Source organism: Thermosporothrix sp. COM3 (assembly GCF_059696735.1).
Genome location: NZ_AP019376.1, coordinates 3,612,741 through 3,637,778 on the forward strand (window position 1 = coordinate 3,612,741; position 25,038 = coordinate 3,637,778).

Annotated in this window: 19 protein-coding genes and 1 tRNA gene; 10 read left to right on the top strand and 10 right to left on the bottom strand. The window is 55.7% G+C overall.

Going from position 1 to position 25,038, the window contains the following annotated elements; genetic code table 11:
• The first annotated feature begins 17 nt into the window (after positions 1-17).
• The 4 genes from KTH_RS15325 to KTH_RS15340 all read left to right on the top strand — a co-directional run bounded on the left by KTH_RS15325 (position 18) and on the right by KTH_RS15340 (position 5,677).
• Positions 18-686, top strand: coding sequence for a sigma-70 family RNA polymerase sigma factor (locus KTH_RS15325; RefSeq protein WP_497619793.1), 669 nt, complete (start codon positions 18-20; stop codon positions 684-686).
• A gap of 254 nt (positions 687-940) precedes the next feature.
• Positions 941-1,939: a queuosine 5'-phosphate N-glycosylase/hydrolase gene (locus tag KTH_RS15330; protein WP_497619795.1), complete on the top strand. Its 999-nt coding sequence runs from the start codon at positions 941-943 to the stop codon at positions 1,937-1,939.
• A 117-nt stretch (positions 1,940-2,056) separates the two neighbouring features.
• Positions 2,057-3,613: a UDP-N-acetylmuramoyl-L-alanyl-D-glutamate--2,6-diaminopimelate ligase gene (locus KTH_RS15335; protein WP_497619797.1), complete on the top strand. Its 1,557-nt coding sequence runs from the start codon at positions 2,057-2,059 to the stop codon at positions 3,611-3,613.
• A 72-nt stretch (positions 3,614-3,685) separates the two neighbouring features.
• Positions 3,686-5,677, top strand: coding sequence for an MraY family glycosyltransferase (locus KTH_RS15340; protein ID WP_111317506.1), 1,992 nt, complete (start codon positions 3,686-3,688; stop codon positions 5,675-5,677).
• Between the two features lie 69 nt (positions 5,678-5,746).
• Here KTH_RS15340 and KTH_RS15345 read toward each other — a convergent pair whose 3' ends face one another.
• The 7 genes from KTH_RS15345 to KTH_RS15375 all read right to left on the bottom strand — a co-directional run bounded on the left by KTH_RS15345 (position 5,747) and on the right by KTH_RS15375 (position 16,190).
• Positions 5,747-9,595, bottom strand: a complete 3,849-nt coding sequence (locus tag KTH_RS15345; RefSeq protein WP_497619800.1) for a tetratricopeptide repeat protein — start codon at positions 9,593-9,595, stop codon at positions 5,747-5,749.
• Positions 9,596-9,833: 238 nt separating this feature from the next.
• Complete coding sequence (gene obgE / locus KTH_RS15350; protein WP_497619802.1) at positions 9,834-11,138, bottom strand: GTPase ObgE; 1,305 nt, start codon at positions 11,136-11,138, stop codon at positions 9,834-9,836.
• A 177-nt stretch (positions 11,139-11,315) separates the two neighbouring features.
• The gene (locus KTH_RS15355) at positions 11,316-11,918 is read right to left on the bottom strand and encodes a Dps family protein (RefSeq protein WP_246046296.1); all 603 of its coding nucleotides are present in this window, start codon (positions 11,916-11,918) and stop codon (positions 11,316-11,318) included.
• A 196-nt stretch (positions 11,919-12,114) separates the two neighbouring features.
• Positions 12,115-12,702 (bottom strand): Dps family protein, encoded by a 588-nt coding sequence (locus KTH_RS15360; protein ID WP_497619804.1) that lies wholly within the window; start codon positions 12,700-12,702, stop codon positions 12,115-12,117.
• 220 nt (positions 12,703-12,922) lie between these two features.
• Positions 12,923-14,212, bottom strand: a complete 1,290-nt coding sequence (locus tag KTH_RS15365; RefSeq protein WP_249033437.1) for an NAD(P)/FAD-dependent oxidoreductase — start codon at positions 14,210-14,212, stop codon at positions 12,923-12,925.
• 192 nt (positions 14,213-14,404) lie between these two features.
• Positions 14,405-14,477: transfer RNA gene (locus tag KTH_RS15370), tRNA-Ile, on the bottom strand.
• A 120-nt stretch (positions 14,478-14,597) separates the two neighbouring features.
• On the bottom strand, positions 14,598-16,190 hold the full coding sequence (locus tag KTH_RS15375) for a DUF5671 domain-containing protein (protein WP_111317511.1): 1,593 nt from the start codon (positions 16,188-16,190) through the stop codon (positions 14,598-14,600).
• Between the two features lie 757 nt (positions 16,191-16,947).
• On the opposite strand from KTH_RS15375, the gene KTH_RS15380 reads away from it, so the two are divergent.
• Both KTH_RS15380 and KTH_RS15385 read left to right on the top strand, forming a co-directional pair.
• Positions 16,948-18,693, top strand: coding sequence for a 2-oxoacid:acceptor oxidoreductase subunit alpha (locus tag KTH_RS15380; protein ID WP_111317513.1), 1,746 nt, complete (start codon positions 16,948-16,950; stop codon positions 18,691-18,693).
• Positions 18,694-18,696: 3 nt separating this feature from the next.
• Positions 18,697-19,542: a 2-oxoacid:ferredoxin oxidoreductase subunit beta gene (locus tag KTH_RS15385; RefSeq protein ID WP_111317514.1), complete on the top strand. Its 846-nt coding sequence runs from the start codon at positions 18,697-18,699 to the stop codon at positions 19,540-19,542.
• Between the two features lie 165 nt (positions 19,543-19,707).
• On the opposite strand, the gene KTH_RS15390 is transcribed toward KTH_RS15385, so the two are convergent.
• Both KTH_RS15390 and KTH_RS15395 read right to left on the bottom strand, forming a co-directional pair.
• Positions 19,708-19,932, bottom strand: a complete 225-nt coding sequence (locus KTH_RS15390; protein ID WP_137686078.1) for a hypothetical protein — start codon at positions 19,930-19,932, stop codon at positions 19,708-19,710.
• A 375-nt stretch (positions 19,933-20,307) separates the two neighbouring features.
• Complete coding sequence (locus KTH_RS15395; protein WP_111317516.1) at positions 20,308-20,583, bottom strand: hypothetical protein; 276 nt, start codon at positions 20,581-20,583, stop codon at positions 20,308-20,310.
• A 196-nt stretch (positions 20,584-20,779) separates the two neighbouring features.
• Here KTH_RS15395 and KTH_RS15400 point away from each other — a divergent pair, with 196 nt between their 5' ends.
• Entirely contained in the window at positions 20,780-21,811 is a 1,032-nt protein-coding gene (locus KTH_RS15400; protein WP_111317517.1) for a zinc-binding dehydrogenase, read from the top strand.
• Between the two features lie 56 nt (positions 21,812-21,867).
• A complete protein-coding gene (locus KTH_RS15405) occupies positions 21,868-22,041 on the top strand; it encodes a hypothetical protein (RefSeq protein ID WP_170142245.1) in 174 nt (57 codons plus the stop codon).
• Between the two features lie 45 nt (positions 22,042-22,086).
• Here KTH_RS15405 and KTH_RS15410 read toward each other — a convergent pair whose 3' ends face one another.
• Positions 22,087-22,542: a GNAT family N-acetyltransferase gene (locus KTH_RS15410; RefSeq protein ID WP_137686079.1), complete on the bottom strand. Its 456-nt coding sequence runs from the start codon at positions 22,540-22,542 to the stop codon at positions 22,087-22,089.
• 154 nt (positions 22,543-22,696) lie between these two features.
• On the opposite strand from KTH_RS15410, the gene KTH_RS15415 reads away from it, so the two are divergent.
• Positions 22,697-23,410, top strand: a complete 714-nt coding sequence (locus KTH_RS15415) for a response regulator transcription factor (RefSeq protein WP_111317519.1) — start codon at positions 22,697-22,699, stop codon at positions 23,408-23,410.
• A gap of 1 nt (position 23,411) precedes the next feature.
• Positions 23,412-24,908 (top strand): sensor histidine kinase, encoded by a 1,497-nt coding sequence (locus KTH_RS15420; protein WP_170142246.1) that lies wholly within the window; start codon positions 23,412-23,414, stop codon positions 24,906-24,908.
• Positions 24,909-25,038: the final 130 nt, after the last annotated feature.

Below are 25,038 nucleotides of genomic sequence, written 5' to 3' on the forward strand. Positions count from 1 at the left end.
CGCTAGAGGAGAGCTTGATGCCGGATTTTTCATCATTTGAAGATGCGCCAGTGCCGTCGCCAACAACAGAAACCGAACAGCCATCCAAAGAGACTTCAGTCAATCAGGAAGAACCGAATCAGGAGCCATCGGAGGATTTCGTTGCAGGCGTGCTCGCGCAACTCGACAGCCTGTATCGGACAGCCTTGCGCATGACTAATAATCAGCAGGAAGCCGAAGACCTCGTTCAGGAAACTATGCTGAAAGCATTTCGTTTCTCGAACACCTATCGGCCCGGCACCAATCTACGCGCATGGCTCTTCCGCATTCTGAATACATCGGCAATTAACCGTTATCGTAAGCTGGCAACGCATCCAACGCCCGCTTCGCTCCCGGAGGGCGAGGACTTTTACCTCTATAACCACATTCGGGATTTAAGCGGACAGGATCTCACACAAGGGGCAGAAGAGGAAGTACTTGAGAAATATCTGGATGAAGACGTATACCGGGCGTTAATGGATCTTCCCTATAACTTCCGTATGCCGGTCATTCTGGCCGATATTGAGGGGCTTTCCTATAAAGAAATCGCGGAGGCGCTTCAAATTCCTATCGGTACAGTAATGAGCCGCATTTCACGCGCACGGCGCCAGTTGCAGAAATCTCTCTGGCAATATGCGCAAGAGCGAGGCTATGTAAAGGCCCACTAATACCCGATTGTTTGAAAGCTGCTGCTATCAGCCCAACCTCAGCAGCTTTTCTCTTTTCCCCCCACTTCTCCCTGTTCCCCCTACCTTAAAGTTTTGCTCATTTGACGGGAGCTTCCTTCCCTTAGTAGAATCTAAGAACATTGAGAGCACGGCCCGATGCTCCTTACCCATTAATAACCATACCTGGCCCAAATGCGTCGGGCCCGATCTCGTGCCATGAACAATCTTGTGAACCAGGAGCAGAGTACAAAGAGATGAGTCAGAATTCAACTCGCGACCCGCTTGGCGTGCTGAGCAGTACCGAGCCAGTCGTTGCGCAAAGCACGTATGTTCGGATCAATCAGAAACCACTGGAAGCGCTCTGTGAGCAGTGGATACAGGCAATGGGCAAGCAGACGGCAGAGGATGATTCACAGTGGTACCTTCAGTATCACTTCTTTGATGGCACCGAACGCACGGTCAACTGGATGCTCCTGCTCGATGCCCTGAACTTCTGCTTCTGGGCCGAAAAAGGCCAACCACGCTGGACGATCACCTATCAAGGCGAAACGCTCAATGGCTACTGGGCAGAGGCTGCCGCGCTCACGCGTGCGGTTGAAGAAGGGCTGCCGCTCTGGGATGCCAGGTACCTTAGTACTATAGATTTGGATACGATATCCCATATTTTTCGCGGTTCGCATACAATCCCATTAATCGAGCAACGACTTCACAATGCACGAGAGGTCGGGCGCGTTCTTCTGGAGCGCTTCGACGGGCAATTCTCGCGTGTCATCGAGCAAGCACAGGGAAGTGCGGTTCAGCTCGCGTTGCTCTTAGCGGAACACTTCCCATCATTTCGCGATATCGCGACGTTTCGCCAGCGGGAAGTTCGCTTCCTGAAACGCGCTCAAATCTGCGTTGCAGACCTGCACCACGCCTTCGGTGGAAAACAATGGGGTGCCTTCCACGACCTGGATCAGTTGACTGCATTCGCGGATTACAAGCTGCCGCAGGTGCTCCGCTACTACCATGTGCTGGAGTATACGCCTGAGCTGGCAGAGCGCGTTGATCATCACATTCTATTGGAGGCAGGAAGCCCTGAAGAGATTGAAATTCGTGCCGCCACCATCTGGGCATGTGAATTAATCCGCAGATTTCTGTTACAGCGTGGGTTTATAATTACAGCAGCAGAGATAGATCAACGGCTCTGGTTCCTGGGGCAACAATCAGAAGGTATGCAACCCTATCATCGTACTCGTACCATATACTACTGAGCCCCGATGTTTCTCAAGAGACTGCTGATTCTCCCTGCTCAGGGGGCAGTCTCTCTCTCGGCCAGGGAAAAGCCACTCGTCTAATCCAATGCAAAATACGCATGAAAAAGGGTACCTATGCAACTAGAAAATGTACTGGCTGCGCTTGAGCAGCCTCCGATACATATTTACAAAGCAGATCAGCTCAATACACATGCAGATATTACCGCCATTGCATATGATAGCCGGAAGCTGACCAGCGGCGGTTTATTTATTGCCGTTCCCGGAACACACACTGATGGCCGTCTCTATTTGAAGGATGCTGCCCGTAAAGGCGCCGTCGCAGCCCTGGGAGCACCCCTGACCGAAGAGCAGAAGCAGGACCTTCCGCTCCCCTATATCGAGGTCGCCGACGTCCTGACTGCGCTGGCGAATGTCTCCTGCTCCTTCTATGACTACCCTGCAAGCAAACTCTGTACCATCGGAGTGACGGGAACCGACGGCAAAACGACGGTCTCCAATCTCATCAGTGCCATCCTTGATACAGCAGGTCTGCGCTCCGGCCTGATGACGACAGCAAACTTCAAAATCTCCGGGCAGGAATGGGACAACGCAACACGCCAGAGCACGCTGGAAGCCCCGGAGATTCAACAATTCCTGAAGCGCATGCTTGAGGCACAGGTCACGCATGCTGTGATCGAATCGACCTCGCATGGCCTGGAGCTCAAACGGGTCCACGGCTGTCAGTTTGATGTCGGCGTTGTTACCAATATCACACACGAGCATCTGGACTTTCATAAGACAATTGAGAACTATCGCCGGGCAAAAGCGCGTCTCTTTGAGATGCTGGACCCCGAGCGCGATAAGGGGCTTGGCTGCCGCAGCGTTGCGGTCCTCAACCGTGACGATGTCAGCTATGAGATCCTGAAGCCCTACTGTCGCGTGCCTATTCTGGATTATGGTATCGACACCCCCGCCGCCATCCGCGCCGTTGATCTGGACCTGCGAGCGAATGGCACATCCTTCCGCGTGCTGCTCCCTGATGGTGAGATCATGATCGAGACCCCGCTGATCGGGCGCTTTAACGTCAGCAACTGCCTGGCAGCCATCGCGGTCGCCTACAGTCAGGGTATCGCACCCGAAGTGATCGCCCGGGCCTTGAAAACGGTCAAAGGGGTCTCCGGACGCATGGAACATATCGACGAGGGGCAGCCATTCACCGTCATCGTTGACTATGCACACACCCCCGATAGCCTGGGAAAAGTGCTCTCCATCCTGCGGCCTCTCACCAGCGGTAAGCTGATGGTCGTCTTCGGTTCTGCCGGAGAACGCGACCTGCAAAAACGGCCTCTTATGGGGAAGATTGCAGCCCAGATGACCGACTTTTTCGTGATTACAGATGAAGATCCACGCGAAGAAGATCGAGAAAAGATTCTGGAAGAGATCGCCGCGGGCGCGGAGTCAACAGGCAAGAAGCGCGGCACGGACTTTCTCTGTATCGCGGATCGCACCGAGGCTATAGCCACAGCATTTGCTCACGCGGAACCAGGCGACACGGTCCTTCTGGCAGGGAAAGGACACGAGCAGAGTATCATCATCGGAAGAGAAAAACTTCCCTGGGATGACAGACGTGTAGCTAGAGAGCAACTGCAACAGTTCAATGACAAAAAAGCATCCTGTACACCCATCTCCTGAAATGTGCCCTGTTCACGTACACGTTTCACTGAGAGTTATGTATCAGGCCGTCATTTTGCCGTGGGAGTATCTATGAATCTTATCTGGTTATTGGTCATTTTTGTGGTATGCTCGGCTGCCAGCCTTCTCTTATGTGGCATAGCCAAAAATCTGTTTCCGACATTTCGCAGCGGTGAGCATAAACCGGGCACCCACCGCCCGGATATGCCCGCAGGCGGTCGAGAGATCAAAACAATCGAATTACCGCTCGTAGGCGGTCCTGCCCTGACCCTGGCAATTATTGGTACAGGTATCTGGGCCGGTTTTCTCTTCCAGTTTTCCCGCGATCAGTGGACGTTGTTGCTGATCGGCCTGGGAGCCCTCTTCGGCTATACCTGTGTCGGCTTTGTCGATGACTGGAAAAAGGTCTACAGTAACGAGGGCCTCTCGGAGATCGCCAAATTCGCCGGGGTCTTTCTGGTCTCGGTCACGGTTGCGGTCCTGTACTTCTTCCTGCTTGCGAACGGGCAGGAATCGTACAGCTTCTACAAGGATCTACCGATTCTCAATCAGCTCCTTTGTAACGATCCAAAGGCGGCCAAACCGGAGGTCAGCGTCTGTCAGGTGCATCCGGGAGAGATCGCCTATTACGCCTGGTTTATCTTCTTCGTTGGCATTACCGCCGTCGTGGGAAGCCTGACCTCGTTGTCAGTTGACTTCAGCGATGGTCTCGACGGTCTGGCGGGCGGCCTGGTCTTCAGCGCCTCCCTGGGCCTGGGAATCGTCGTTGTGGGTCTGGTCAACCCTGAGAACTCCGGTGGTATCGTCCTGGAGGTGCTGGCTCTGTTGTGTGCCGGTGGTGTGCTTGGCTTCCTGCCGTGGAACTGGCCTTCCTCATGGGCCGCCCGTCACCGAACCGCCAAACGTCGCGCGAAGGTCTATATGGGCGATAGCGGAGCGCTTGGTCTGGGCGGCATGCTCGCGATCATCGCTATCTTTTCGCGGAACGAATGGACCCTGTTAATGATCGGTGGCGCGTTCGTGATGGAAGGACTTTCCGTCGTGATCTCGGCCCGCGTGCTCACGCGTCTCTTCCGCCGCAAGCTGACTATGCTGCGCTTCAGCGGCACAAAGGAGTTCATCCCGCATACCGAGTTCCCATTGCCCTTCCTCGCGACTCCGTTGCATCACCATTTCGACCTGCTCGGATGGGATCGCCGCAAGCTGGTCTACAGTGCCTGGGCGCTTGGAGCCTGTTTCGCCCTGCTCGGCGTAGCATCGACTCTGATTCCTTCATCTTTCCAGCGTTATATCATTCGTATTCTGATTCTGATTCTGGCCGTCATTATCTGGTCAAGCGGAACCTGGACAAAATGCTACTTTGTCGGCACCTATCCCGACCGCTCATCACGCCGGAGCCGTCTGGCGCTGTTCTACGGCTATCCCTACCGCTTCTTCGGCATCAACCTCTACCATCTGGTTGAAGTCATTGAAGCAAGCGAAGATGTGATTGAGACGCCCGCCGAAGAACTGGCACTCTACCAGCGCATGACAATCTTCGACGCCCGTTCAATGCTTGGCCTCTACTGTTATCGCGCGGGCTACTATCCCGCCGCGCTGGCACAGTGGACCCGCATTCCCGAGCGCAACCGCGTGCTGCGTCCAGAAATTGCCCGCCTGCTGGTTGAGCTGGACGAGCGCATGTCGCTGGAGCAGCAGGAGACGCAGCCCATGCGCCGCGACCAGATCCTTCAGACCGCCGAGCCGATCCTGACCGGCAACCTTGCCCCGGCAGATCTGCCGAACCCGCACGAGCCCATTCGTAGCGAGGAGACCACGGACGGCCATACCGGCCCCTGGATGGCAATCAAATCGTCCAAGCTGTACCCGATCAATAACGAGAATGGCGACGGCGAGGAGAACACCAGAACGGCACCGCTGCGCAACGAGATGGCAACCATAGCCCGCTCAAACGGGCACAATGGCAAAGCGACCGAGCAATCTCCGCAATCGGACTCTGCGAACAACAATGGCGCTCGCACAGGCTGGATCTCGCGTCTGCGCCCTCAGCGCAACAAAGAGTAAGAACTTGCATAGAAGAAAGAGGCCCGGGATCTTCTCTTATCCCGGGCCTCTTTGTTTGTCTGGTAGCTTTTAGCCGCTCAGCTCATACTTGCGACACAGGCTGGTATAGGTGTCCTGTAACTCATGCTCTGCAACAATGCGCTCAATTTGGTGCTGCAGGTCCGCACGCTCGGGGTGCCCCACACGCCGATCAAGTACCAGCGCCTCAACCCAGCACTCAAGCGCCGCCTCGTACTGCTGTTGCGCGATGGCAAGCAGCCCAAGCCGGAGCAGGACGGTCCAGCGCTCCGTGACCACATCCTGCGCCTCCTGATACAGGCGTTTCGCCTCGGTAAAGCGATGCAGAATACGCGCCACGTCTCCCAGACCACAGAGCGCCCGCCCATAGACCTGTCTGGCTCCCTGTTCCTGAGCAATCGCCTGCGCCTGCTCATAGAGATCTTGCGCCGTCAGATAGTCCTCCTCATAGAAGGCCAGCGTGCCAAGCGAGTTCAGCGTTCGTGCCAGATTCACGCGATCGCCAAGCAACGCAAAGATCGAACGCGCCTCATCATAACAGCTATGCGCCTGCGAGAACTCGCGCCGCCTGCGAGCCGTCTCACCAAGCAGCCAGAGCGCCCATCCTTTGCCGCGCTGCATCTCCTGATCCTGGAAGGTAGTCAACGCCTCCTTTGCTATCTGTTCCGCCAGCTCGAACTTCGCCCGCCGCACATGGATCAGAGCAATATCGGTCAGAGCCCAGGCCTTACCGGACAGCAATTGCAGCTCGTCGAAGATGCGCCGCGCCTCCTCACCATCGTTCAACGCTCGCGTGTACTCGCCAAGCGCCTCACAGACCAGCGCTCGATCATGAAGGGTCCAGGCATACCCTTCACGGTCGTTGAGACGTCGGAAATCGAGCAGGCAACGCTCAAACAGCTCCAGCGCCTCCTGATATAGCCCATAACCCCGCTTCACTTCGCCCAGAATAACGCGCATCCAGCACTCACCTTGCGGGTTCCTGGCCTCCTGAAACAGCGTCAGCGCCTCTTCTGCGTAGCCGCCCGCCAGTGCAAAGTTTCCCTCTTCGCGGAAGAGCAGGGCAAGCTGATAGAGCGCCCAACCAGACTCTTCAGGTGCATGCTGCTGCCGGAAGAATTCCAGGCTGCTCCGCAGGCAGGCCTCAGCTTCTGTATAGCGTCCGAGGAGCCGCAGCACCGCGCCGAGTGCACATTGTACCCGGCTCTCACAGGCACGATCACCAAGCCGGGAGGCATGCGTTCCCGCACGCTGCAACATCCCGAGCAGCTCACGGGCATAGCCACGCCCCTCAAGCGCCTGCGCCGTCCGGACCGCGACATCGACCGCACTCTGAAGATCCTCTGCATATTCCAGATGCTCAAATGCCGCAAACCATTCCTCGGGCTCCGGACGCGAAAGCTGCACATAGTAATCCGCAACCAGTCGATGAATGCGCCGCCGCTCGTCCAGCGGAAGATGAGAGATCGCGAAGTGGCGAATCTGCGGATGAATCGTGTAGACGTGTCCATCAAACTGAATAAAGGACGCCTGCACCAGCTCATCACGCGCCTGCCGCCAGTGTGTCGCCAGGTCAGCAAATGAAACCTCTTCGTGTGCCTCAATCCGCTCCTGCGCCCGCACCTGTTCACGCAGCAGGCGAACGGGTTGCGCCCCGGAAGTCTCCTGCGTGAGCAGCAGAATGATCTGTTCGCGGTTAAACGGGAGCTTGAAGACCGAGAGATACGACAGCAGCAGCCGCGCCCGAGGAGTTAACCGCCGATAGGAAACCTCCAGCACGGCAAGAATGCCATCCAGCGGGTTGTAGCGGAGGTCGTCGCGCACCTCTTCAAGCGAACGCGTGGTTGCTTCCGGGGTATAGACTCGCCCGCCAATCGTACGCGCTGTGCCGAAAATCAGTTCCGCACCGAGCGGATAGCCATCGAGCAAGGTACAGATCTCGTGCAGAATCTGCTGCTGACGCGGGTCGTCCAGGTGAATACGCTGGTCAAGCCCGCTTGCTGCCGCCAGTTCCACAAAAAGCTGATGCAGGTCGGCTTCCGTCATCTTGCCCACCCGATACTCATACCAGCGACAATATGGCCCACCAAGCGCCATCATCGTCTCAGGATTCGAGCGCGATGTGACCAGCACGGCCACTTCTTGCGGCAACGAACAGAGAAAACGAAGCCAGACTTCAGCCTCCCCACGCTCCTTGATCTCCTCGAAACCATCCAGCATCAACAGACAGGGCAGCTCACGGCTCGCTCTGGAACGCAGCGCCCCCAGCACCAGCCGCTCACGCCGCACAATATCAGCATTCGGCGCACTCTTCGCCGGAATACGCAGTTGTAGCATGATATCGAGCAGAGCATCCCCAAAAGACTTGCCACTTTGTAGTGAGATCCCGATAATCCCTCCCGGGAATTTGCGTTGATTCCGGCGCACCACCTCAAAAGCCAGCGCGCTCTTTCCAATCCCGGCTGCTCCGGTCAGGGCGATATGCTGCACTTGCAGGGGACGAGCGCGGCTCAGCTCATTGGTTGTCTCACTGCTTGCGTGCGAGAGCAGATCATCAAGGTCGCCAAGCTCCCGCGTCCGGCCAACGAAAATGGAGGGGGCGCCGAGATGGGCCAGCGGATGAGCCGATTCCCGGGAGGCATCGCGGCTCACCAGGAACGGGGCCGGGCTCTCATTCCCCTCCTGTACCTGCCGATAGAGCACAGGAATAAACCAACTGCGCTGTTGCATCGGCAAGAGCGCCTGCCGGGCTCGCGTTAACCCCTCTTCCAGGGTTTTCCCCTCGGCAAGCGCCTCATAGAAATGATAGGTAAAGGTCGGGCTCAGATCGTCCTGCAAGGAGAATGGCATTGCGACCACAGCCGGAACCTGAGCCGTGACCAGCGCAGCCGCCAGCGAGGAATCAACGGCGCTCTGTTGCTGAACCTCCTGTTGTTGCGAGCCCGAATGCATGGTCGCAGTCTCACAGGCCGAGAAGACCGCCAGCCGCACATCACTGCTCACAAAGAGATCTCGCAGCGTCTGGGTGTCGATAAAGCGGTTATATCCATCATTATCACTGAAGCAGAGATATGTCTGCGGTTTCACCCTGTTCAACGAGCGCTGGCAAGCCTCACACTTGCGTGCATCTGCCTCATTGATCGTGCCACATTCCTCATTTGGACAGAGCCGTCCATAGGTACCATGCCCGTCGAAATGCACGATATAGCAGGGGATCGTCGTATCATTATCGTTAAAGATGCCCACGCCGCCATAGGAGGTCAGATAGCGAACAAGCTGGTCAAATGTTGGGGGCTCCAACCGATCCAGAAAGACCTGGCCCGTCTCAATCAGGGGGGCCAGACCCCGTTCAAGTGCCTGAAAGCTCAGCTCGGTTTCCAGCACCTCGCAGTCCAGCGGGGAAGCGCCGATATAGAGGACGCGCATCGGTGGATGCACCGGAAACTCCATTCCCGACGGCATATCAGGCTGTAGCAGTGCCCTCGTCAGGGTAAAGATTCCCGACCCAAGCAGGAAATGGTCGCCATTGTGCAACAGCTCCCAGGGATAGCGAGCAAACGCTTCACACCCCTGATCGAAACAGAGCGTCATCGCGACCGTACCGCGCCGCCTCAGCGTTCGCACAATCACGCTGCGCAACATCTCGCCTACCGCTCGGTCCGCTGCCTCGGCGGCTCCATCCCCACACAGAGCGCGATAGAGACGCTGACCAATGTCGCGGAGCTCCTGATCACTGCATTCAAGCTTATTCAGTCTCTTCTGTACATTGCTTAATTGTCTCGGCGTAAAAGGAGGAACAAAATTGCCACGGACAACGCGCCCTGACCAGCTATCCCGCACCTCCAGCTCGATAGCGTTCGCCCCACGCGCCCGAAACAGAAGATTCAGTGTTTCACCCATTAGTGCCCGACTTCACTCACATTCTACATACTGTAAACTGTTAACGGAGAACTCTCATGATATAAGAAAAACAGAGCAGGAGGATACCAATTTCGGCCCATCTCTCGCTAGTATAGCACAGATTCACTTCTCCTGAGCGCTTTGCGCAAAAAAACGTCTGACCAATAGTCTCTTGCAGTGAAGACACTATTGGTCGAGAAGCGCAAAAATCAGTTGTACACCTGCCTGAAGCCAGGCGCTATTCACCCCACAAGAGCTCAACCTTGCCAAAGCGGACAAGATCACCGACACGCACGCCAGCCTCTTCCAGCGCCTTTGTCACGCCCATCTTCTCAAGCGAGGCCTCCAGGCGAGCCATTGCCTCGTCATTCTCGATGTCGGTCATACCAACCATACGCTCAACGCGCCGTCCACGCACCACGAACACACCCTTGCTCTCCTGCGTCACCGTAAAGGAGTCCTCAGGTTGCGGGCGCAGCACCGTACCACCAACCTCGGCAGCCGCCAGCGCCGCACGCTCTGCCTCTTCGCGCTGAATCTCTTGCAGGCGTTGCGCCACATACTGCATCAGATCATCGACGCCCTGCCGTGCCGCCGCCGAGATTGCGAAGACCGGATAGCCAGCCTCCTCCGCTTTTGCCTTCAGCGTCTCCCAGTGCTCGCGAGCCTCGGGAAGATCAATCTTATTCAGCACCACAACCTGTGGGCGCTGTGCCAGTTGCTCATCATACTCGCGAAGCTCGGCGTTAATCGTCTGAAAATCGTCCCAGGGCTCCCGATCGAAGGCCGCCCCATCCAGCATATGGATCAGCAGGCGAGTGCGCCGCACGTGCCGCAGGAACTCATGACCGAGGCCGACGCCCTGAGAGGCTCCCTCAATCAGGCCAGGGATATCAGCGATCACAAAGCTAAACCCGCTGCCCCGGCTGATTTGCCCGACCTCGACTACGCCCAGATTCGGCGTGAGCGTCGTAAAGGGATAGTCGGCAATCTTGGGACGAGCCGCCGAGACCACAGAAAGCAGGGTCGACTTTCCGGCGTTCGGGTACCCGACCAGCCCCACATCAGCAATCAGACGCAGCTCTAGCGTGATCCAGCGTTCCTCGCCCGGCTCTCCCTTCTGGGCCTCTGTCGGTGCCTGATTGGTCGCAGTGGCAAAGTGCACGTTCCCCAGGCCGCCACGCCCACCACGCGCAACCATGACCTCCTGACCGGGCTCCACCAGATCAGCGATCAGCTCCCCGGTCTCCGCGTCGCGAACAATAGTGCCGCAGGGAACCTTTAAGTAGACATCTTCCCCCTTTGCCCCATGCATTTTCTGGCGCATACCGGCTTCGCCCGGAGTGGCCTTGAAATGATGCCGGTAACGATAATCAACCAGCGTGTTCATGCTCTCGGTCGCAACCAGGTAGACACTGCCACCTCTGCCACCGTCACCACCGTCGGGGCCCCCGAAGGGAGCAAACTTTTCACGACGGAAGTGAGAAGAGCCATTTCCACCATCACCGGCTTTCACAAAAATCTTTGTATGGTCGAAGAACATGTTCTATCCCCAGTTGTTCCAGTTATTCTGAAAAAAAGAAAAATGATACCGCAGCGCAATTGGGAGTATACCACAGGAGAGAGAAAATGGATAGGTGGCCCGAAGTCAAGACAACACGAAAAAAGAGACCGACAGTCCAGGGGGAGAAATGCTGTCGGCCTCACAGGCAATCTCGCTTTACTTTCGCTGTCCGTTGCTCTCTTCGCCGATCAGTGGCGTATCGACCAGATGTTCGGAGACGAACCAGATGTGCATTTCATGTGTTCGCAGCACCTCAGACATTAACATATCATTGGTGCCATAATCCTTGTTGCGCTCGGTAATCTCGATGCCCTTGCGCACGTCATCAATGACGGTCGACTGTGCCCGGATCAGCCGGGAAAGCATAGCAGGGACATCTTCCTCGTCTTTTGGCGGGCGCTCGATATTCGTGATCTCAACAATATCATGCGGCATGCCAATGGAGACACCGCCAAGCGTCTGAATACGCTCTGCCACCAGGTCGATGGTTTTGAGAATCTCATTGGCGTGCTTGTCCATCAACAGGTGCAGTTGATAGAAGGTCGGACCCGACATCTGCCAGTGATGTTTCTTATACATGTTGTAGAGCATAATCGAGTCGGCCAGAATGAGATTGAGTTGCTTACAGCTCTCACTACAGGCCTGCTCGGAGAGCCCGATAGGCATGGAATGCACTTGATCGGCACGCTGAATAATCACAGAGCGCTGATCATATTTCGGCGTAGCCGTTATTGTCGTCGTTGTTTGTGACGGTTTCACTCTCTTTTCCACTCCTGCTTGATACTGAAAATAGACCTTACGCAAGCAGCATTGCTTTCTGCTTTCACCATAGCAGGCGAAAAAAGCAGTACATTTTCATCTATCAATCAAGCAACAACAAAAAAAAGACGGAAGGAGTGTCGGACAAAACACTCTTCCGTCTCGGAGATTGACCCTACGCCTGAAAACCAGAGGTTTATTTATTCGTCTCTTCACCAATCAGCGGTGTATCAACCAGATGCTGAGACAGGAACCAAACCTGCATCTCATGCATACGCAGCACATCCGAGACAAGCAGATCGTTTGTGCCATAATCCTTGTTCTTCTCGGTCGTCTCAATGGCCTCACGCAGGGCCTTGATAATCGTCGCATGGGCATCAACCAGACGCGCAATCATTGCAGGTACCGCCTCTTCGCCCTTCGGCGGACGCTCGATCCGGGTGTTTTCCACCACATCATGCGGCATGCCCGCTGCAACGCCACCCAGCATCTGCACGCGCTCGGCCATCAGGTCGATGGTCTCTAAGATCTGCTCGGCATGCTTATCCAGCAAGAGGTGAAGCTGATAGAAGGTCGGCCCGGCCATATGCCAGTGATGTTTCTTATACATATTATAGAGCATGATCGAGTCGAGCACGAGCTTGTTCAGCAGTTCAACGTTCTCCTTGATCGCATTTTCTGGCAGACCGAGCGGCACCGCGTGGAGCTGTCCGAACTGCTGGATCTCATATGAACGCTGGTGAAGTTTGGGCTGTGCTTCAACATTCCTTGTCCGAGTAACCATAAATTGCTCTCCTTCTATCCCTGACAGTCATCATCATGTCGTGATGAGATGTAGAAAATTCACTCTTCGCTTTTTTGTGTATTTCTCTTTATTGCAACTGTGGGAGTGTTGTTGATGTAACAGGGTAGCGCGGGAGCGAACACCCATTGCTTGCTCTCGCATCTATCAATAACACGAATCACAGCTACGGGAAGTTTCGCTCCGCACCCCATTCAGATCCTCAGAGGAGTTCTTCGATTGGCTCATCAACCGGAGATTTTGCCGTTGATTCAAAGGTAATCAGTCGGGCCCCACGCTCAAAGGTCAGGAAAGCCCAGGCCCACTGGAAGAGCACCAGCACCCGATTACGAAATCCGATCAGATAAATGATATGCACAATCAGCCACAGCAGCCAGCCCGAAAAGCCCGCGAACTGGAGTTTCCCCAGATCCGCGATGCCAAACGAGCGCCCGACCGTTGCCAGACTTCCCTTGTTCCGATAGCGGAAGGGGCCCGGAAAGCGCTGTCCGGTTACTCTCCGCCGAATCACGTCGGCCACATAGCGCCCCTGCTGCATCGCTACTGGCGCGACACCCGGCAGCGGTTTTCCCTTCTGCAAGGCACAGGCCGTATCGCCGATCACAAAGACATTCGGATAATCGGGGAGCGTCAGGTTCGCCAGCACTTTGACGCGTCCGGCACGGTCTACCTCAGCGTTCAGCCACTTGCCAGCAGGCGAGGCTGAGACACCAGCCGTCCAGATCACATTGTGCGAAGGAATGCGCCCGCCGCCTGCAATCACCCCTTCCTCGTCGATCTTCTCGACCGGTGAGCTGGTTCTGACCTCTACCCCCAGATGGGTCAGTGCCTCCTGGGCCCGCTGCGCCAGATGCTCGGGGAAAGCTGGCAGGATACGCGGCAGCGCCTCAAGCAGGAGAATACGTGACTCACGGGGATCGAAATGTCTGAAATCGCCTGCCAGGACTTTGTGCGCCAGCTCAGCAATCGCGCCCGCCATCTCGACCCCGGTCGGTCCACCGCCAACCAGCACAAAGGTCAGCAGCGCCCGCCGTTTCTCCGGGTCGGGTTCCAACTCCGCCGCCTCAAAAGCCAGCAGCAGCCTGCGCCGAATGGAGGTCGCATTCACAATCGTCTTCAGGCCGGACGAGTACGCGCCCCATTCGTCGTGGCCAAAGTAGCTATGCGCCGCCCCGGTCGCGATAATCAGGTAGTCATACGAAATGCGGCGCTCATGGGTAATCACTTCCTGACGTTCAAGATCAACACCCGTAACTTCCGCCATCAACACCTCGGTGTTTCGCTGACGCCTGACCACCGCGCGGATCGGGGCCGAGATATCCGCCGGAGAAAGCACCGCAGTTGCCACCTGATACAGGAGAGGCTGGAAGAGATGATGATTATTGCGGTCGATCACCGTCACATCAACTGGTGCCTTACCAAGCGCACGAGCCGCCTGCAAACCGCCAAAACCAGCCCCGACGATGACGACATGAGGTCTTTTCCTTTGCAACGCTTTCATCATGAACCTCTACGAATTGTCTACGACTACTGCCAGGGGAAATATACCCCCGCTGCTACCTGTCACGCATGATTGCGCCTTGCTGATGACAGCGTACCGGAAGTGATCTCGGGGATTTCAGGCGAAAGCGGGCAATAAAAAACCGCGTCTCCTTTTCTTTCAGGAAGGAAACGCGGCTGCGGGTGGGCCCAGCAGGATTCGAACCTGCGACCAATCGGTTATGAGCCGACTGCTCTAACCGCTGAGCTATAGGCCCGCACTCTCTTCTGCCTCGCCATTGTACCATACTCAGCCCAACTTGGGAAGAGGGTACGGAAGCGAATTTGCCCGAGATACCGAAACAGGCCGCTCATTTGAACAGCCCGTTTCCCCTTCGTCATTGCTCTTCGTCAGGCTTCGATGGTCGTGCCTCTTCTTCTGACACCGACGGAGGCCGCACTTCAGGCTCCTGCTGATGATGGATCTCCATATAGGTTCTCAAAGCGGTTAACGCCTGCTCGCGCGTGATCTGGTCTGCCCGAAACGCATCAAGGATCGCCTCAAGCGTTGTCAGTTGCGGTGCAGATGGCGCGGGCTCCTTGTGGAAGACCAATAAGTGCTCGCGGTATCCTGCCAGGAAGTAGATGCAGAAAAGGATCAAGCCAATGAGAAACGCGGAAAGGCCCGCATGCATGACCTGCGTTCCGTTCTCCAACGCGGAACCAAGCACACTTGAGCCAAAGGCATAGAGCGCCGAAGCCGCGCCAATCACGCCCGCCAGGATACCCGCCCCAAGCAGGAACAGCACCACACCACGCCGTGGCCCCTGCGCGTTCTGGGGATCGCGTCGCACTCGCCACAGCAGGTAGAGATCCAATGGCACAAATGCCAGACCCGCCAGTATTATGGAAAGGCAATTGATCCAGGCTTTGACATCGGCAAGCTGAAGCGCGTTGTAGAGAGTCAGGCCACAGCCAACCCAGAAGGACCCGGCACTGACAATTGTCACGATCGCCACCAGGATCAGACGCCCAACAGGACGCTCAAGCAGCCCTTGCCGCATTCCACGCGCATAGAGCCAGACATAAACGCCCATCACGATCAGCGCCAGTACAAGGTACACCAGAAAGTTATGATTTGCCTCTCTGCCAAAGATCTCCTTAAGTGGCAAGGGGTGCCCGTATAGCGCCGAGAACAGCACATTCCCGAGCATATTCACTCCGTTGAGCAACAGCACTATCCCCCAGGCAAAGCCCAGACCATGCAGCAGAAAACGTGCCACTTTCCCCGTCTCGTTTCGGGTCAGCCAGGCATAAAAGAACCAGCAGGCAAGCGGCCAGAACATACTGACAATGACCCAGAAGAGCTGGTAGGTCTCACAGTACGAGTAACTGCCATAATAAGAACAGAGACGAGTACTGCCCTGCATCCCCATCTCCATCAGGGTACGGACTCCGTTATCCCACGGCCAGCCCACCGTGAGCAGAAGCACTGCTTGTACCCCAAAGAGGTGCAGACGCTCCCAGAAACGAGCGCCATTTGTGGCAGGAAGCGAGTGCTGTCGCTCCCATTGCAGCCAGCCCCAGAGCGCCAGGGTTGAGATTCCAGCCGCCAGCGACCACTGTACACCTGCACCGTTCGTCAAGGTCAGGATCTGGAACGCGAAGAGGAGTGTATAGAAGGCTGTCAGCGCGTTTGCTCCCTGAGCAAGATTCAAGAAGAAGTGTCGAATGGCGCTCCCTCGTGCCTCCGGGTGATTCTGGATATCTCGCCGAATCAGCCAGACATGCAGCACAATGAGCGCACCAGCCAGCACCCAGGAGACAACAGCGAAAATGGTAGCCTGTGTGAACTGCGTGGAGACATTCCCCTCATGAGGCAACACAAAGCGAAAAAGGGCTTCAAGAAACCGCGACGTCGCAAAAACGATATAATCCAATAAAGCAATATAGACCGCATAGAGGTAGACACGATACAAATTCCGAATCATTCCGCCCCTCCTTTCATAGACATCGATATGCACCGCTCTCAGTGTACTCGATCATACGCGCTCTGACATGGGTCATCTGCCCTATAGGCAACAGGCGTAACTCCGGAAGGAGAGGTGACCAGCCGCCCAAAAATATGCTATTTGATGGAATATCTTGAAACAGAGAAAAGCAAAAGAAATCAATCAAAGCAAGGAAGCAGTGCAACCCGATCAGAAGCCAGGATATTGCAGAGATTTTTTGTCGGAAAGGGGGAAAAAGATGGAGCTATGACAAGCGGGGCCCGGTTGTCTCTTTCGTCAGTGCTCAAGCCGCTGATCACGCTCCACACGCGACCTGAGAGCGTAGGGCAGGGCCACGAACCTCAAAAGAACCAGACCATTCCCGGAGGATGAGTTTTTTCCCTATTCTCTGACACTTCTGCTCAAGTATGCTATAATTACAAACAGTCATAAGTGAGGTTCTACTTTTAGAGCCTTATGTTCTTTGTATCAGGCATTATGTTTGTTTATAAACAAAAGCAGACAGGAAACGGAAACAGAGGAGGATAGCGGGCTCATCATCATGTTTCACTGCTGCTCAGCCGGAAGTAGCAACAAACATAAGACTCACTGCCAAATTTCCTCTTTGGTTGTGAAGCACTATACACAACCGCCTCTTGAGGTCAACTCCCCAAACAGGCGAAACCCGCTAGCACTTTTTTCAGCCGCGCTACACGGGATAGGGCGCGGTCTAACGTTTTTCTGAGGGAGATTTTCAGTGGAGAACGAAGTTACAATCCGAATCGGAGGCGAATCGGGTGAAGGTGTTATATCCGGAGGCGACATCCTGGCATTGGCTGCCGCCCGCTGGGGATACCATGTCTATACCTTCAGAACGTTCCCGGCCGAGATTCTCGGCGGCCCCTGTATGTTCCAGGTGCGCATCAGCGATCACCCGGTAAAATCTATGGGTGATTATGCCGACGTGCTCATCTGCTTGAACAAAGAGGCCTATGAACGCAATGTGAGCGATCTGCGCCACGGTGGCGTGCTGGTCTATGATCCAGCAGATTTTACTCCCGAGACAGGCGACTTCATCACCTACGCAATCCCGTTCAACCAGATTGCGCGTAAGGAAGTACAGCTCTTCCAGACCAAGAACGTCGTCATGCTTGGAGCGATCGCGACGCTGTTCGGGCCTCCGATTGAAGCGATTACCCAGGTGGTACAATCCAAGCTGTCTAAGTCGCGCAAAGCCAACCCGGTTCTGATGGAAAAGAACATGCTGGCACTGGACATTGCGCAGAAATACGTGCGGGAAAACATTTCCAAACATGACCCTTATCTGCTAGGCGCAGTCGAGAAGGCAGATCGAGTCGTGCTCAACGGAAATCAGGCAGTTGTCGCGGGCGCACTTGCCGCCAGATGCCGCTTCTTCGCAGGTTATCCAATCACACCCGCCAGCGATATCATGGAAGCGATGGCAAAAGAGCTTCCCCTTGTCGGAGGGACCTTCCTTCAGGCAGAAGACGAGATGGCCGCGCTGGCCGCGGTGCTTGGAGCCTCATTCGGTGGCGCACGCGCCATGACAGCGACCTCCGGCCCTGGTTTCTCGCTGATGACCGAGTTGATCGGCCTTTCCTCAATGGCCGAGCTTCCCGCCGTCATCGTCGACGCCCAGCGGGCTGGTCCAAGTACCGGCATGCCCACAAAAATGGAGCAATCAGACCTGAGCTTTGCCCTGCATGCAGGCCACGGCGATACCCCGCGCATGATCGTGGCACCGGCCGATGTTGCCGACTGCTATGAACTGATGATCCTGGCCTTTAATATGGCAGAGCGCTATCAGATGCCCGTCATTTTCCTGACTGACCAGTCTCTAACGGCCCGCGTTGAGAGCGTTGATAGACATATCTTTAAACCCGGAGAGATCTGGGAGCGCCTCAAACCTGAAGCCACCGAGGAGACAGAGGAAAAGACCCCTGTTGGCGCCCCTGGCTTTGCCCGCTTTGCCTATACTGCCAGCGGTGTTTCACCGATGACCGCGCCCGGAGCCGGAGCCGCCCCCTATGTCGCGACCGGTCTGGAGCACGATGAGTATGGGCACCCTGACTACGAACCAGAAGACCATACAGCCATGATGGAAAAGCGCTTCCGCAAGCTGCTGACTGCCGCCGAGGAGCTGCCCAAACCCGTACGCTATGGCGATGCAGATGCAACCATTGGACTGATCGGGTGGGGCTCAACCGAGGGCACCATTCAGGAGGCAGTGGATCGCGCACGTGCTAAGGGATATAAAGTGGCATCTCTGCATCTCAAGATTCTGTCACCATTGCCTGACCGCACGATCAAAGAGTTCATCCATTCGGTTCAGAAGGTGATTGTGCCCGAGTGTAACTACTCCGGTCAATTGGCGAATCTGCTCGGTGCAAAGTACGGTCTTCAGGCGACCCGCGTGAATAAGTTCGGTGGTATCCCCTTCACCGCTGGCGAAATTCTCCGGGCCATTGAGGAGGTTTGTTAAACAATGACGCAAACGATCATAAATCCCACCCCGAAGGACTATAAAAGCACGGTTAAACCGACATGGTGTCCGGGATGTGGAGACTTTGGTGTGCTGAACGCAACCCTGCGCGGTATTTCTGGCATGAAACTTGCTCCAGATCAGACCGTAGTGGTTTCCGGTATCGGCTGCTCAAGTCGCTTCCCGCACTTCATGAAGACCTTCGGCTTTCACAGCGTCCACGGTCGTGCCCTGCCTGTCGCTCAGGGATTGAAAATGGCGCGCCCGGATCTCACGGTTGTTGCCGTTGGCGGTGATGGAGACTTCTTCAGCATTGGCGCTGGTCATCTGGTTCACGCCGCCCTCCGCAACATTGACATCACAGTCGTCGTGATGGATAACGAGATCTACGGCCTGACCAAAGGGCAAACCTCTCCGACGTCGCCGCATGGCCATGTGACCAAATCGACGCCATACGGCCTGATGGCCTCGCAGTTCAATCCGCTGCTCACCGCACTCTCGCTCAACGTGAGCTTTGTGGCTCGCGGCTATTCCGCCAAGCCCAAAGAGCTGGCAGCATTGATCGAGCAGGGTATTCAGCACAAGGGCTTCTCCTTCATCCATGCGCTTAGCCCCTGCCCGACGTTCTACCATACCTTTGATGCCTGGGATGCCGCTGTTACCCCTGTACCAGAAGACCATGACCCGAGCGACCGTGCAAAGGCAATGGCCCTGGCAATGGAAACAGAAAAGCCATTTATTGGTCTCCTCTACCGTGAAGAGCGTCCGACGATGGACCAGGCAGCGCAACAGCTGGTTGAGAAAGCGAAAGAGTTCGACGTTGAGCAATATATCCAGCGTTTTGCATAGCAGCTAAAGAAATACAAGACGCAGAACAAGAAAGGCCAGCCTCATTCGGGTGAGTGCTGGCCTTTTGTTTTTCAGCATTGAGTATCTGGCTTTTCGAGGCGCAGCGGCTCAACAGAGACCATTCCCCTGTTCGCTAGACAGGGTTCAGGAAGGGAAAGAATAAAATTAGAAGTTTTCCAGTCCGGGTGTGATGGTTGTCATCGCAATTGAATTGATTACAGCCTGAGCGAATTGCTCCCCACACGAGCGACAAAAGGTTCCGCTCTCGTTATGGTAGGTTCCTCCGATAGCCGTCAGCTGCCTCTCCGCGGGCTTCCCGCACCACTCGCAACGGCTGCCGCTTGGGGCAAAATCAACAGAGACTGGACGGCGAAACTCGTTAAACTGCATGAGGTATCCTCCTTTTTTGTGCTGACCAGCGGAACTGTTCAAACACAGGTGAAATTGACAGCACTCAGGGGGATTCTCGTATCCGGGCGGGCTTTCGTGGAACAGCCACGGCGATACGGAATCACAATCACTCGCATCATCGCCATTGAGCAACGCTGCTCCCGCACTGGCAATGCTCTTTTCTCGGAGAAGGAAAGAGAGCCATAGTAGCATGTACAGAAACTATACCATAGATTTGACGAAAATACCAGACCCTGCCATACAAATCCCTACTATTGCATGACACGCCTGTTTCCAGGAAAAAGTTTCAACCCGAAACCTCTGCCCTTTTCCGTTGTCAAAAGCCGGGCTGAACACTCTCTATTGTCAACGCCTTCACGCCTGTTGTGCCGCGTCCTCGGCAGAATCAGAAGACGTTTCTTCGGGCTTCTGAGACTGAGCAAACCTGGGAGATATCCTGTCTCCGATAATCCAGCCTACCACCGCACATATCAGAGTCAGAATCAGCCAGAACAACGACGCGATTTGATAGTTCACTAAAAAGGCACCGGCCAGCACGCCGGCAATAATAATTCCAACAATCGTGCCAATCGTTAACCCGGTCAAACATCCCAGGTGCTTGAGGTTGCGCCCTCGCATTTGGTTCATCATCGCCAGTCACAAAATCCTTACAAAATGATTGATAAGCCTGTATAGGGATGATAGCGCGATCAAACCAGATCGTCAAGGTGAATGCCTTTTCTGCAAGCTCCTTGCAACCGCTCTCTCCTGTGCATACAATGGAAAGAGGAACACAATCGCAACAGATGAAGGTGCTGTAAAGCGGGCAGATTTGAAAGGAGAATCCATGAAAGCTGCACTTTTCCACGAACATGGTGATACAAGCGTGTTGCGCATTGAGGACGTACCGGAACCCACTCCGGGCCCCACAGATGTGATCGTCAAAGTGCATGCCTGTGGCATCAATCGGCTGGATATCTATTCACGCACCGGGCGCACCAAAGTAGCCCCCATGCCCCACATCGCTGGCTCAGAGGTCGCGGGCGAGATTGCGGCGCTGGGCAACGCGGTCAGCGGGCTGCAAATTGGACAGGCTGTCGTTGTTGCGCCCTATCTCTTTTGTGGTGTCTGCGAGTTCTGCCGCTCGGGCGAAGAATGTATCTGCTTGAGAGGCGACATTGTGGGGCTTGGCAACCAGGGCGGCTATGCAGAATATGTACGGGTACCTGCCACAAATATTGTGCCTCTGCCCGAGGGCGTCGATACGCTTTCAGCGGCAGCGGTCGGCCTGGCAGCTATTACCGCCTGGCATATGCTGACGAAACGCGTGACTCTGCACCCCGGGCAGGATGTGCTGATTCTCTCGGGAGGAAGCGGTGTCGGAAGCGCGGCTATCCAATTCGCCAAGCTGAGCGGGGCCCGCGTGATTACCACGGTCAGCACCGAAGAGAAACGCGCCCGGGCCCTTGAACTAGGCGCCGATGAGGTGATTCATTACCATGAGCTGGACTTTCTCAAGGAAGTGCGTCGCCTCACCAATAAGCGTGGCGTAGATGTCGTGATCGAGCACGTCGGCGCGGAAACCTGGGAAAAGAGCGTCGCCTGCCTGAGCCGTAACGGCAAGCTGGTCACCTGCGGCGCGACGACCGGCAACGAGAGCACGCTGAATATCTGGAATCTGTTCGCGAAAGAAATGACGCTGATCGGCTCCTATGGCGGCACCCGGCAAGATCTGGCCGAAGTCCTGAAACTGGTCGCGGCAAAAGTGTTTGAACCGGTGATCGATAGCACCTATCCGCTGGAAGAGATTGCCCGGGCTCACAGCCGCCTGGAAAGCCGCCAGAGCTTTGGGAAGATTCTTGTGACACCCCGAGTATAATAGAAGTGATGCACGCGTGCATCAGCGCACTCCGTATTTGAAAGGAAACGACGTTCATGGTTGATCCAGCAAAGGAAGCAAACGACAGACCAGTTGAGATTGTTGACCCGGCAGAAGAGCCAGAGCACACCGGTTCCAACATCAATATCCTTCTTCCACTGGTCCTGGCACTTGTGGCCCTTGTTGTCTTTCTAGCCCTGCGCCGCGAGTCGGAACAGAGCGAGGAATAATCGTTTCTTCCGTGGCAGGGTTGGCCGCGCTCCGGTCAATCCTGCTTACAGGCGATAGCGCAACACCAGCATATCGAGCATCGGGATCCCATCTTCCACAATTGGCGGCTGGATATAGGCAAAGAAATCCCGGCGCACATGATCCATACGAAAGCCACACTTCTGATAGAACGCGATATTCTCCCATGAGCTATTAGCCGTCCCGACCAGCAGCGAGCCCACCTTACGCCTGCGACCCTCCTCAACCACCTGCGCGATGATCTCCTTACCATAGCCGCGCCCTCGGGCCTCTGGCACCACAGCGACATACTCAATCTCGCTCTCATCCTCCTGCCAGCGCACCGTGACTGCGCCAACGACCTGTTCTCCAACCAGCGCCACCGCAGACATATACGCGGGATTGGTCAGCGTCGTGCGAATGCGCGCATCATCCTCATCGGCATCATGCAGCAACGTTACCAGTAGCTCAATATCATCACTTGCTTGCAAGCGAACTGTCATAGATTGCTCCGATCTCTCAACAATGTTCAGATAGAATTCAGCTCTTTGCTGTACTGTCACACCATAGCATACTCAGGTTCCTCTTGACAGCCTGCTTCAGATATGAGATGGTAGCACTGAAACGTTGTTTCCTGTAGAAGCGGGAAAAGCTGGCATGAAAAACACATATGACACACCCTTCACCCCTCGGATACTGATTGTTGATGACGAGAGCCGCGTGATCAGCGCTCTCCGTCGTGGCCTGAGCTATGAAGGCTATCAGATCTCGTGTGCCTTCACGGGAGAGCAGGCCCTGCACCTGATTCGTTCGCAGACACCAGATCTGGTCATTCTGGATATCATGCTCCCGGACCTCAGCGGGCTTGAGGTCTGTCGGCGCCTGCGCACCGAAAAAAATGACGTCGCGCTTCTGATGCTGTCCGCCCGTGACACTATTCCTGATCGTGTACGCGGGCTGGAACTGGGCGCTGATGATTATCTGGTCAAGCCGTTTGCCCTTGAAGAGCTGTTGGCCAGGGTCAAGGCGCTGTTGCGGCGGAAGCAACCAGCAGGCATCAATCGCGAGCTGCTTCGTTTTGAAGATCTGGAGCTGGACACCGCGACCAGACAGGGACACCGGGGCGGGCGCACCTTCCACCTGAGCACAACAGAGTATGAGCTACTGACGCTCTTTCTGCGCAACCCACACATCGTCTTACCCCGCGGGGTGATTATGCAGCGAATCTGGGGGGACGACTTTGAGGGTGGCCCGAACGTCCTTGAGGTCTACATCCGCCATTTGCGCAACAAGCTGGAACAGAATGGAGAGCCACGCCTGTTGCAGACTGTGCGCGGAACTGGCTATGTGCTGCGTATTCAGGAGCCCTGATGTGTTCAAGGCATCACGTTATGCGTTGCCGCTTCACTGGCGCTTGACATTATTCTACACGCTGATTCTTGTACTTGCGCTCTGGCTCTTCAGCGCCTTCCTGCTGAATCGTACCGAGCAAGAGGGCTACACCAGTATCGATCGAGAGCTACAAACCCGTGCCCTGAGCGTGCGCCTGGGTAAGATGCTCTTTATGCAAGCCACCCCACCCGTTGAAACCATTCCCGCGCTCAATGGTCTGGGAGATGAGGCCATCGCAATCGAGGTCTTGCGCTATGAGCACTCCAGCTTTACGCTGCTTGCAACCACTGCTACCGTCTCCGAGCAGGATATCCTGAACACCGGGATCCAGGCGCAGGCGCCGCCACCGGTTCCCTGGGATGCAGCAAGCGCAAGCCTCGTTGTTCAGGGAAAGGGTGAGCACTGCAATCAGCGAGAGATGGGAGCACTTTGCCGCTACAGCACCATCACCTTTCATAGTGAGCGTATCCGCGTTTTTACCTATAAAAGCCCCGATTCGCTCCATATTATTCAGACCGCCCAAAGCTATCGCCTGCTTGAACGGCGACTGGACGAGCTGCGGCGCATGTATCTGCTACAGGGACTGTTCCTTGTTGGGCTGGCGCTCCTCGGCAATAGCCTGATCGGTCGAGGACTGCTCGGAACCGTGCGCCGCATCACCAACTCAGCCCGCACGATTAGCGAGACACGCGACTTTGGCAAGCGTCTCCCCGAGAGGCCCGGCCTGGTGCGCGATGAGTTCACGACACTCACCGAAACCTTTAACCGCATGCTCGATGCGCTTGAAAGGCTCTATCGCGAGCAGCAACGCTTTATCGCCGATGCCTCCCACGAACTTCGCGCACCAATTACTGCCATTCGCTGCAATCTCGATCTGCTTGCGAAGGCGCGGGATCTGCCGCCAGAGGAGCAACAGGAAGCGCTGGCTGATGTCCAGGCAGAGGCCGAACGGATGAGTCGCCTCGTGAACGACCTTCTCTGGCTGGCGCGTTCGGACAGCCTGGCAGCACCGCCACAGCACCGTCAGGTCAAGCTTGATAGCCTGCTGCTCGACGTTTTTCGCCAGTATCATCGTGTTAAAGAGAGCAACAGGCCGCGCCTGCGTTTACAGGAAACGGAACCGGTGTGTGTCCTGGGCGACGCGGATCAGCTCAAGCAGGCTCTGGTCGCGCTAATAGACAATGCACTGAAATATACACCGCCCGAGGGGATAGTCTCCCTCTCGCTCACCGTGCAGGGACAACAGGCGCTGCTTCGCGTCAGTGATACCGGGCCAGGGATTGCCGCACACGATATTCCTCTGCTCTTTGAGCGCTTCTACCGCACAGCCGAGGCCCGCGCCCACCGGGATGGAAGCGGCCTGGGGCTGGCAATCGTTCAGCGAATCGTGCAGGATCACAAAGGAACAGTAACAGTAGCCAGTGAATGGGGAAAAGGGAGTACCTTTACAATACAGGTACCACTTACAACACCGTGAAATAAGGATAGACAGGTAGCACCATTCTCTCCCATAGTGTCTACATGAAAGCTATCGGGCCTTTCATCTCGCTCTAAATCTCTGGATCCAATTTTACTAATTTACGGCCTGAGTTTGCGTCATATGCCCT